7 protein-coding genes and 1 pseudogene are annotated in these 10,237 nt (G+C 59.5%); 5 read left to right on the top strand and 3 right to left on the bottom strand.

The window, feature by feature from the left end:
- Positions 1-273: 273 nt before the first annotated feature.
- Positions 274-1,200 (bottom strand): hypothetical protein, encoded by a 927-nt coding sequence (locus RCH10_RS26405; protein WP_409054679.1) that lies wholly within the window; start codon positions 1,198-1,200, stop codon positions 274-276.
- A gap of 990 nt (positions 1,201-2,190) precedes the next feature.
- Between RCH10_RS26405 and RCH10_RS26400 the strand changes: the two genes are divergently transcribed.
- From RCH10_RS26400 to RCH10_RS26390, 3 genes are all read left to right on the top strand, one after another.
- Positions 2,191-3,381, top strand: coding sequence for an ATP-binding protein (locus tag RCH10_RS26400; RefSeq protein WP_409054678.1), 1,191 nt, complete (start codon positions 2,191-2,193; stop codon positions 3,379-3,381).
- 510 nt (positions 3,382-3,891) lie between these two features.
- Positions 3,892-4,491, top strand: coding sequence for a hypothetical protein (locus RCH10_RS26395; RefSeq protein ID WP_409054677.1), 600 nt, complete (start codon positions 3,892-3,894; stop codon positions 4,489-4,491).
- A 108-nt stretch (positions 4,492-4,599) separates the two neighbouring features.
- On the top strand, positions 4,600-5,301 hold the full coding sequence (locus RCH10_RS26390) for an IS6 family transposase (protein WP_409054676.1): 702 nt from the start codon (positions 4,600-4,602) through the stop codon (positions 5,299-5,301).
- A 257-nt stretch (positions 5,302-5,558) separates the two neighbouring features.
- Here the strand turns inward: RCH10_RS26390 and RCH10_RS26385 are convergent, their stop codons facing one another.
- Positions 5,559-8,117 carry a TonB-dependent receptor domain-containing protein gene (locus tag RCH10_RS26385; RefSeq protein ID WP_409054675.1) on the bottom strand — a complete coding sequence of 853 codons (2,559 nt, stop codon included), beginning with the start codon at positions 8,115-8,117 and terminating at the stop codon, positions 5,559-5,561.
- Between the two features lie 38 nt (positions 8,118-8,155).
- On the opposite strand from RCH10_RS26385, the gene RCH10_RS26380 reads away from it, so the two are divergent.
- Both RCH10_RS26380 and RCH10_RS26375 read left to right on the top strand, forming a co-directional pair.
- Positions 8,156-9,238, top strand: a complete 1,083-nt coding sequence (locus RCH10_RS26380) for a PQQ-dependent sugar dehydrogenase (RefSeq protein ID WP_323502001.1) — start codon at positions 8,156-8,158, stop codon at positions 9,236-9,238.
- Positions 9,239-9,242: 4 nt separating this feature from the next.
- A complete protein-coding gene (locus RCH10_RS26375) occupies positions 9,243-9,911 on the top strand; it encodes a c-type cytochrome (protein ID WP_409054674.1) in 669 nt (222 codons plus the stop codon).
- 200 nt (positions 9,912-10,111) lie between these two features.
- Here RCH10_RS26375 and RCH10_RS26370 read toward each other — a convergent pair.
- Positions 10,112-10,237, bottom strand: a pseudogene (locus RCH10_RS26370) (IS30 family transposase); the annotation flags it as partial.

Below are 10,237 nucleotides of genomic sequence, written 5' to 3'. Positions count from 1 at the left end.
GCGCAAAACTCGGCACGCATGCGTCAATCGTTTCATATCGACATCAACTCGTGTCCGAACTTCGCCTCGCGACGGGTTGTGCAGACCATCCCTAGTGGGTTCGCGCCGGCGCGCTTGTGGACCGCCGCCCGACATTGGGCTGACCCATCCCGTCACCTCCCGATCAAATAACTGATGTTGATTTTCGATGCGACAAAGCTCCAATTTCAATGGCCGGCTCTAGATTCTTATCCCCACTACAGAAGAATTCCGAACCGCGTAACGTTCGGGTACCTATATCGCCACTGCGGCAAATTGAATATGCCGCGCTGTGTACACAGGATCAATTCCATACTCGACGATCTTGGGGTGATTAAGGATGAACGTCCAAGCATCCTCATAATTCGCAAACGGCTTAAAATTATAAATGTTATCTAAACGACGCACTACGTTCTGAAGGTATAGCCCTGTGGCGTATGTTCTTACTTCTTCGTTTTCGAGGAATCGCCTTTCCTGTTCGATCGCTATCATCCACAACAGAGGTCGCCACCACGAATACGAAAAATCGCACCCATTGATGATGTCTTTAGCGTTACCAAGGCCAACCAACAGTGAGAAAAAGTTAATGAGTTCGTCAAGCTTGTAGCGATCGTGGCGTTCGTTAGCGAGAAATTCTTTTTGTGTTGCCCAACCCGGGATTTCGGCGACCTTGGCATGGAACGATTCGCTCGGCGTCTGCAACTGACCAGCAGCAAACAGACGGCTGACTAAGTAGTCTCCGTACTGGCTACTTCTGACCGATGCAATTAAGACATTCATCGACCGATCTTTGACCGTCTGGAAATATTCGCTGCAATAATTTTGGAAAAAATCAAGAACTGTCTTCTCATCCGCATGCTTTGCCATTCGTACGCTTGCTTCAGCCATGCTTTTGCTTGCTTCGGCTGTTGAGGCCATGAGCGACTTTGTCTCCTTCAAATCTTTATACTGGGTGAACGAAGTCCAAATTATTCCGAAAAATGCGAGACCCGCAAAAAGCGTATTTACACTCAGAAAGATATCGTTAATTGGCTGCTCGGTCTTCGTCCTCAGTTGTTCCCAGCTGAAACCGAGCACCCATGCGGAAAACCACAGTACCAATATCGTTAAAAAAACTAGTTGGGGTGTTCGATCGAAAGCGAATTGCTTCAATTTAGAAATTCGGGGGACGCTTTTTTCCATTGAGTTTCCTTTTGATGGCCATAACGTTTTTCAGCACTATCGTACGGGTTCGCCGACGAACGTCTCTTACTTGTTGGAGACCGCAGTGAAACCCTCCGGAAGCTATCCGCACCGGCACGACAGAACCCCGTCACTCTTTGTCGTACCGCAAACTGCGGCCTATTCTTGCATCGGCGCCATGCGGCGCGCAATCTTGGCGCAGCGCCAGTACGCCTACTCTGTCTGGTTACCCGGAGGGTGACCCAATGCGACCTCCAACTGCTCGCGCGGGTACCTAGTCTTGCGCTGTGCCATTCTCGGAAAATCCGCGTGGCCACCGCCGCCGGAGTGAAGGAGATTGCGCGCCGTCAGGCGGTCGAGCTGTAAGCCAGCGAAGCGGCCCTCGCCGCGCAGGCCACCAAGACGTCGCTCGAGCGGGAGATCGCAACGGGGGCCCTCGTCACCGCAAGGCATCTGAGTGAGCTTGCGACGACGCGCGCGGCGCTGGAAGCCATGACCGCGCGCATGACGGATCGGGACAGTGCGCTCGCACGTGAGGAGACCGTGCACGAGGCTACGAAGGCGCTGCTCGAGCGTGCGATCGCGGCCATCGCAGCGGTGGAGCAGCGGTCTGGTCCAGAGTCGGTGACCAAGGCAGCGAAGCCACGACGTCGGGCAGTTCCTCCAGCTTCGTACTGAAACACGCCCGGTATTGGCGTCGGCGCGTTTTCTGATCCGGATGCCGACTCTGGGCTGACCTCACATCTCAACCCATGGGCCCGCATTGATTTTCGACACCCGCTCATGGGTCAACGAAATCTCGGCATCCGGGTCAGTTCTCGACCGGCCGCAACAGCTTTGGCAGCAAACGCAGTTGCCGACGGCGCGCTCGAATCCTGCAGCTCAGCGTCCCGAAAAAACTTCGGGGGATCTCGAGCGCCCTGAAGGTATAGTAAGGTAAATGTAGTTTACCTCTTCAAGAGATAAACTTGTTAAACTTGTTATATATCGATGGAAGAACTTCTCAACCCCTTCTCACCCGGCGCAGGCAGTCCACCACCAGACTTGGCGGGCCGCGATCCACTCCTTGCCAAAGCAAAACTGATGCTTGGCCGTGTAAAAAGCGGACGCAATGAGCAAAGCATGATGCTCGTCGGGCTGCGAGGCGTAGGGAAAACAGTCCTCCTCAACCGTATCCGGTCGCTTGCTGAGGAGGAAGGCTACAGCATTGTCATGATCGAAGCGACTGAAAGCCGGCGCCTGCCTGAGGCATTGAACCCTGCGCTGCGCCAGGTACTCTTCCAGTTGGATTCGATGGCTGGCGTCAATGACAAGGTCAAACGCGGCTTGCGCGTGCTTCGCAGCTTCGTCGGTTCCGTAAGGATGACGGTTTCGGAGGTCGAGTTTGGCTTGGACATCGATCCAGAAATAGGCACGGCCGACTCGGGCGACCTCGAAGCGGACTTGAGCGAGGTCGTCGCGGCCTTGGGCGAAGCAGCGCAGGCCCGCAAGCGCGCCGTGGCCATCATTGTCGACGAATTGCAGTATCTGAGCGAAACCGAAATGAGCGCGCTAATCATGGCGCAGCACCGGGTCTCGCAGCGCCAACTGCCTGTCGTTCTGGTTGGCGCCGGGTTGCCGCAATTGGTAGGTCTTGCCGGACGCTCCAAAAGTTATGCTGAACGGTTATTTACCTATCCCAAAGTCGGCGCACTCTCAGATACCGATGCCGCGGCGGCCCTGCAGGGGCCCGCGTCTGAACAAGGTGTGGAATTCACGGTGGAGGCCCTTGCGGAAATTGTCCGGGTCACAAAAGGGTACGCCTACTTTCTTCAAGAATGGGGATATCAATGCTGGAACTTGGCTACGGCGTCGCCCATCGGCTTCGAAGTCGTAGTGCAAGCCACTGCAGCCTCCATTCAAAAGCTGGACGAGAGCTTTTTCCGAGTCCGCTTTGACCGTCTGACGCCCCGCGAAAAGGAGTACATGCGAGCCATTGCGCACATGGGCAACGGAGCACAGCGCTCCGGGGACATCGCAGATTGCCTCGGAGTTAAGGTGCAATCCAGCGCACCACTTCGCAGCGGCCTCATTAAAAAGGGAATGATTTATAGCCCTGCCCACGGAGACACGGCTTTTACAGTGCCACTTTTTGACGAGTTCATGCGTCGCACTATGCCTGACTGGCAGCCCAAATTCTGAACACCATCTAATGGCGCCAAACAAGGCTGGCACTCAGCATACGTCCCCAACTGAAGACAACCGGAGGTAGCCGATTGTTGCGCACCTGAGCGAGCTCGCAACCACGCGCGCGGCGCTCGAAGCAATGACCGCGCGCATGACGGACCGGGCTAGTGCACTCGCACGCGAGGAGGATGCTCACCAGGCGACGAAGGGGCAGTTGGTTTTTATCGGCTCGCATGATGGCCTTTCTGCTTGCAACGCACCTCTCCGATTTCTTTGTTTGAAATGCCCAAGGCTCCGTCGCTCAAAGCCCACCAAGCGACCCGACGACGTCGACCCACATCCTCATCTTGATGTTCTGCTCTACAGTTTTGTAGAGCAAAGCTATTGTTTGGGCGATCTTTGTGTGACGAGGGTGCTGCCGAGCTGATGATGGTGTTCGCACAGCAGCAGGGCGGGGCGTCCCGGAAGCATTGCAGGAGGACGCTGGCCTGCCACCTACGTCGCCACGCATGTGAAACACACTCAATGACCAGCACTTTCGAACGCCTCAGCCAGCTGCCTGACATCTTCACTGCGACCGACGCCTTGCTCGTCACGAACATTCCCCGTGCCCAGTTCGACAATTACATGTGGCGCTGGAAGACCGCTGGCCTGGTGCGCTCGCTTGGCAAGCGCTCCGATGTCTGGTTCAACCTGGTGAAGAATCCAGTGATCAGCCACGAGCGGTGGGAGACCGCCGTGCGGCGAGCGCTTCCTTGCGCGATCTCAGCAGGCCATGGCGTATCCACCCAGATGGCGGTCACCGCTTACCTTATTCAGCCCTCGCTCAAGCCCATCGCGGCGGTGGAAGGCTCCCAGCTGCAAATGCGTCCTCGCCTCTGGATGCGGCACCTTCTCCAGGCAGGCGCGATCGACAACTCACGGATCCTTCCCGAACTGGATTCTGGCGCCGCAATCGCTGACCTGTTGCGTTACGACCGGGAGTCGCTCGATACCGACGACATCGACTGGGACGAGCTCACCCAGGAATCACTCGCGATCTTCGACGCTCTCGCGGCGGACGTCGCGCTGGATTTCGAGCGACCGCGCCATCAATCGCGCATTCGCTCGCAAGCAAGCAACTGAGTTCTTCTATCGCGAAGCCGTTCGAGGTATTGCCATCCCCCTCACCCTGGAATCGGGTTCTCTCGCAGTAAGCCGCTGCAGCTAAGCTGAGGTGAGACTGACAACGGGATGAGAGCGATGATCAAGGCACTGCGCAAGGTATTCAAGCGGGCGCACTATCCGCTGGAAATCATGCTGACCTGTGTGCGCTGGTACGCGGCTTACCCGCTGAGCTTGCGCCACATTGAGGAGATCATGGCCGAACGCGGAGTCGTCGTTGATCACGCCACCGTGCACCGCTGGGCGATCAAAATCCTGCCCGTGCTGGCCGCCGTGTTCCGACGGCACAAACGCCCTGTTGGCACGAGCTGGCGGATGGATGAGACTTACATCAAGGTCGCCGGCCAATGGAAGTATCTGTACCGAGCTGTCGATCGCGATGGCAATACCATCGACTTCCTGCTTCGTGCCAACGGAAACCACGCAGCCGCACGAAGCTTCTTTGAGCAAGCCATCGGTCTGCACGGTGTGCCCGAGAAGATCACGATTGACAAGAGCGGCGCCAACACGGCTGCCATCCAAAGCATTCGAGCCGACTCCGGTGCGGACATCGAGATGCGCCAGTCGAAGTATCTCAACAACATCGTCGAACAAGACCATCGGGCCGTCAAACGCATCGTGCGGCCGATGCTCGGCTTCAAGTCTTTTCGCTGCGCACGAGCACTCGTCGCCGGCATCGAGACCATGCACATGATCAAGAAGGGGCAGCTCGACGGCTCTCATGGCCAAGCCTCGTCCGCAGCAGCGAAGTTCTACTCGCTGGCTTTCTGAGCGACACGCGCGCCGCACATTTGCTCGTGCCGGCGCTGTTATTGCGACAGAACCCATCAGCATCACCTCAATGGGGTAGTGCAGCCGCTTCAAAATCCTGCGTAGTGCTTCGTTCATCTTGTTCTTGCCCATCGCTTCAGCTTACTCGTCGCGTCTTACTGCGACAGAACCGTCGTCAGTCATCCAAAGTCTTTCAGGGTTGAATCGGGGGCCAAACCGACGGGGCCCAGGTGTTGCGCACGGCCGCTGGGCGAGAGTTAAAAACTGTAGGCTGCGCTGACTCCGGCCACCCAGGTGCGACCCGGTGCAGATTCGAAGTAACGCTGGTTGCCTTCGTTGACGATGACCGAGCCGACGGTTCTGCGGTCGAACACGTTGTCAATGCGTGCAGACACATTCAGATTCCACGGCCCGAAGTGCTGGGTGTAGCCAGCATGCAGCGCGGCCACCACGTAACCAGGCGCACTGGCGGTGTTGGCATCGTTGGCCTGAATGCGGCTGATGGCTCGGGCTTCAGCGCCCGCGTGCCAGCCTTCAGGCGGCGCATAGCCGTAGGACACGAACAACGAACGCTGCGCAATTCCCGGGATGCGATTGCCGGAAGCCACCGTGTTGGCAGCATTGCAGGGAGCAGGCGAACAAAAGCCATCGACGTAGCGTGCGGTCAGAAAGGTAGCGGCTACCTGCGTGCGCCAGTGGCTTTCGGTTTCACGGAACCAGGCCAGTTCAGCCCCTTGGCGGCGGGTACGCCCGGCGTTCTGGAATGTGGACCGGCCCCCGTTGTTCGTGTCGGTGACGATCTCATCGCTGGTGCGCGTTTGGAACAGCCCTGCGGTCAACAAACCGTCCGCCATGCGCGCCTTGGCACCGACTTCAAAGCTGTCGTTGACCGACGGCTTCAGGCCGAAGTTCAACCCGGCCAGCCCACCGGGACGATACGCGATTTCATTCAATGTCGGCGTTTCGAAGCCTCGGCCCGCAGTCGCATACAGGTTGAGATTGGGCGTCGCGGCATAACGCACGGCCGCTACCGGAAGCGCCTGGCGGTATCGCGCGCTTCCGCTGTCGTTGCCGTTGGCACCGACGATGTAATGATCGGTCGAACGGAAATACACCGAGCTGTAACGCAGGCCCGCTTCGACCGTCCAGCGATCGGCGACCTGCCAGTTAGCCTCCAGATAGGGGTCGCCGTTGGACGCCTGGTTGTTCTCGTCGCGCCTTAACCGCCCCTGCACGCCCAGCACTGGCCTTGCGATCGTGCCGATGTAGTCCTCATAACCCGTGCGGTGCTCATTGAGAAGGTCGTACGACACGCCTGCAGTCCACTCGAACGGCCGATCCGCCAGGCGGGTTCGCGAGGTCCAGCGCAGGTCCACGCCCTCGTACGAGCGGTTCAGGCCGATGACTCCTCCTGACTGCAGCGCGCCGGTCTGCGCGGACGGCGGAATGGACTGGAACTGCGTGGTATCGCGCGTTCCGCCGTAGACCGTCAGGCGCAGGTCGTTGTCTGCATTGACACGGTGCTCCAGCAGCAGCCCGAGCTGCCGCTGATCGACGGTCTTGCGCGTGTCGTACTGCACTGCGAGCGGTGCACTGCGCGGATCGAGACCCAGCTGTGTCTGCGTGAGACCGAGGGGGTCCTGTGCGTTCAAGCGCACGCTGTTGAAAATGATGGTCGCACGTGTGCCCTCATCAACCTGCACGCCCAGCTTGCCGTTGACAATGTCGCGGTCAGCGGCACTGTGCGCGCGCCAACCGTCGGTGTGAAAGTGGCTGGGGTCCAGCACCCAGTCGATGTCGTCTTTGGCGCCGCTGGCTTTCATGCTTTCGCGGCGCGTGCCGAAACTGCCGGCCGCGAACGACGCCTCGACCTTCGGCGGGGCTTCACCGCGTTCGGTGAACACTTGCACCACACCGCCGGACGAATTGCCATACAGCGCGGAGAACGGACCGCGCAGCACGTCGATCCGGTTAGCCGAGCCGATATCGATGTTGGAGGTTTGACCTTGTCCGTCCGGCAGCGTCGCCGGGATACCGTCGACATAGATGCGGACGCCGCGCACCCCGAAGGTCGAGCGAGCGCCAAAACCGCGAATCGAAAGCTGCAAGTCTTGCGCGTAGTTGTAGCGGTTCTGAACCTGAATTCCCGGCACCGCGGCAAGGCTCTCCGAAAGGTTGACCTGCAGTTTGTCATCCCGCAACTGACTAGCATCGACTCGGTCGGCCGAGCCTGCGAGCTCGAACGGCCGCACGTTGCCCCCCGGCGTCGAAATGGTGATCTCGGGCAAGGTTCGTTCGGGCTTGACGCCATTCGCGGGCGCTGCGTCCTGGGCCTGCGCCGCAAAGATGGTCGCCGCCTGAACCGCCGCGACTGCAAGCAGTTGCTGGGCAAATCGCGACCGGGGCAAATGGAATGATTCGAGGCTCGAATGACGAAAGACTGGTACTGAGTGAGGCATAAAAAAGCGACGAAGTGGAATGTCGAACGAAACAGAAAAATGCAATACGAGCGCGCTGTCAACCGTCCTGAGCAGACGGAACGCAAAAGTACAAAACACCGCCATCCCAACGGCTGCGGTCAAGCGTGTCGGCACGTAGGGTAAGCGCACGCAAAGGCGGCTTGACGATGGGTATACCCGAGCCTGCGCAAACTCAGGGCAAACACTGTGTGCGAGCTGGCCTTGAGCGCTGAGACTAGTGGGGGTTTCTAAACAACTAGAGGAGACAAATGCATAACAAACCTTGGCTTTCCGCTTTTGCTGCGCTTGCGCTCGTATGCGCGGCCTCCGCTTCGTCTGCTGCTGACGACACCACACCCGGCTGGGCCAAGGACCGGCCCAAGACGGACGACGCGATGAAGCTCGCGCCGGTGCCCGCGTTCCCAATCCCGACCGCCGCGGCCGATCTGCCGACCAAGAAGTTCAAGCTGCCACCGGGCTTCAAGGTCGAGACCTGGGCGTCCGGAGTGCTCGATGCGCGCGACCTGCGTGAGGGCGCCAAGGGCAACCTCTTCGTCAGCACGCTCGGTGTCGGCCAAAAGGTCTATGTGTTGCCCATCAACGCAGTCGACGGCAAGCGCGAGCCCAAAGTCATCATCGACAAGACCCCGTATGCGACAGGCATCGAGTTCTACAACGGCTCGCTGTTCTTCGCCACCAACAAGAAGATCGTGCGCTACGACAACGTCGAAGACAAGCTGGACAACCTGGGCGAGCCCAGCGCGGTGTTGAATGACAAACTGCCCGGCGGCGACGACCACAGCTGGAAGTATCTGCGCGTTCACGACAACAAGCTTTACTACAACATCGGCGCGCCTTGCAACATTTGCGACCCGGGTGAGTACGCCAAGATCTATCGCATGAACCTTGACGGCTCGAACGTCGAAACCATTGCTGCAGGCGTGCGCAACACGGTCGGCTACGATTTCGATCCGAAGGGCGGCGATCTGTGGTTCACGAACAACGGGCGCGACTGGATGAGCGAAGAGCTACCGAACGACACGTTGAACCACGTCAAACAGCCCGGCAAGGAGAACTACGGCTTCCCGTATTGCCATCAGGGCAACATCCCCGATCCCGAGTTCGGCTGGGGCAAGTCCTGCGACGAATTCACCAAACCGGTCGCTTTCACCGGGCCCCACGCCGGCACGCTCGGCATGAAGTTCTACACCGGAAAGATGTTCCCGGCGAAGTACAGGGGCGCGATGTTCATCGCACGTCACGGCCCGTGGAACCGCACCCGGAAGTACGCCGACGTGACGGTTGCGTTCAAGGACGGCAAAGGCGGTGTGAAGATGGAGCCGTTCATGACGGGCTTTGTCGACAACAACACCTACCTGGGGCGCCCGGTGGACTTCTTGCAAATGAAGGATGGCTCGCTGCTGGTCAGCGACGACCATGCCGGGGCCATCTATCGCATCAGCTACGTGGGCAAGTAACGTGATGCATTGGCGGTATTTTGCGGCCGCTGCCGCTTTCTCGGTCGCGCTGGTGGGGACCTCGCCGCTCTGCGCGCAGCAGACCGAGAAGGCCGGCGCTGGCGTGAGCGCCGCATCCGCCGGCGGCACTCGCAGTGCTGCCGGCGCTGTCGTCTACGCTGAGCGCTTCGGCGCGGCTTGCGCGGCCTGCCACGGTGCCAACGGGCGCAGCGAGATGGCCGGAACACCGGTGCTGGCGGGCCAGCATTCCCTCTACGTCATCACGCAGCTGTTTTTGTTTCGCGAAGGGCGGCGAAAAAACGAAGCGATGGTTGGGCTGGCCAAGCAGATGACAGACGCCGACTTGCGCGGCTTCTCCGACTACATCGGCACGCTCCCTCCCGTGCCGGCGCCGGCTCCTGCGGTACCGCCCGACGCTGCGCGAATGGACAAGGCGCAGGTTCTTGCCAAAGAGTACAAATGCGTTTACTGCCACGGCGCCGACCTGGCCGGTGGGCAGGGGGTGCCGCGCATCGGCGGCCAGAAAGAGGAGTACGTGCGCACGACGCTGCTGGGCTTGAAGTCCGGTGAACGGCCGGGCTACACGCGCGCAATGACCGAGGCGCTGAGTCAAGTCCCAGCAGAAGACATGGCCTTGCTGGCCTACTACGTGGCCAACATCACCGCCAAGTAGCAGCGCGCCTTTGCGCAACGCAAAGGCGCGCCGCTCATGCTGCGGTGCGCCAGTGCGCCTTAGTAGGGCGCCCGCGCCAAACCGGCTTGGTGTACCTTTAACAAACGCCGACCTGTAGCGGGGCGTGAGTGATGGCAGCGGAGCGGCAGATTGCGGTCGTTCCGGTACATCGGACCGAACGACCGCAATCGCTGGCGGATTCAACGGGTCGATGCAACGGATTCGCTGAACATCTCAGCGGGCGTCTGGAAGCCGAGCGTCTTGCGCGGCCTCTCCTTCAATTGTCGCGCGATCGCGTTGAGCTGAGCCTGTGAGTAGCCCGAGAT

The sequence above is a fragment of the Variovorax sp. GrIS 2.14 genome (genome assembly GCF_046115955.1).
In the GTDB taxonomy this organism is placed as follows: Bacteria; Pseudomonadota; Gammaproteobacteria; order Burkholderiales; family Burkholderiaceae_C; genus Variovorax.
Note: the sequence above shows the minus strand (reverse complement) of the source record. Positions and strands in the feature narration are given on the sequence as shown.

Excerpts from the sequence above, each read along its gene's own strand:
- RCH10_RS26380 (WP_323502001.1), top strand. The coding sequence starts at position 8,156 with ATGAAGCTCGCGCCGGTGCCCGCGTTCCCAATCCCGACCGCCGCGGCC.
- RCH10_RS26400 (WP_409054678.1), top strand. The coding sequence starts at position 2,191 with ATGGAAGAACTTCTCAACCCCTTCTCACCCGGCGCAGGCAGTCCACCA.
- RCH10_RS26375 (WP_409054674.1), top strand. The coding sequence starts at position 9,243 with ATGCATTGGCGGTATTTTGCGGCCGCTGCCGCTTTCTCGGTCGCGCTG.
- RCH10_RS26390 (WP_409054676.1), top strand. The coding sequence starts at position 4,600 with ATGAGAGCGATGATCAAGGCACTGCGCAAGGTATTCAAGCGGGCGCAC.
- RCH10_RS26395 (WP_409054677.1), top strand. The coding sequence starts at position 3,892 with ATGACCAGCACTTTCGAACGCCTCAGCCAGCTGCCTGACATCTTCACT.
- RCH10_RS26405 (WP_409054679.1), bottom strand. The coding sequence starts at position 1,200 with ATGGAAAAAAGCGTCCCCCGAATTTCTAAATTGAAGCAATTCGCTTTC.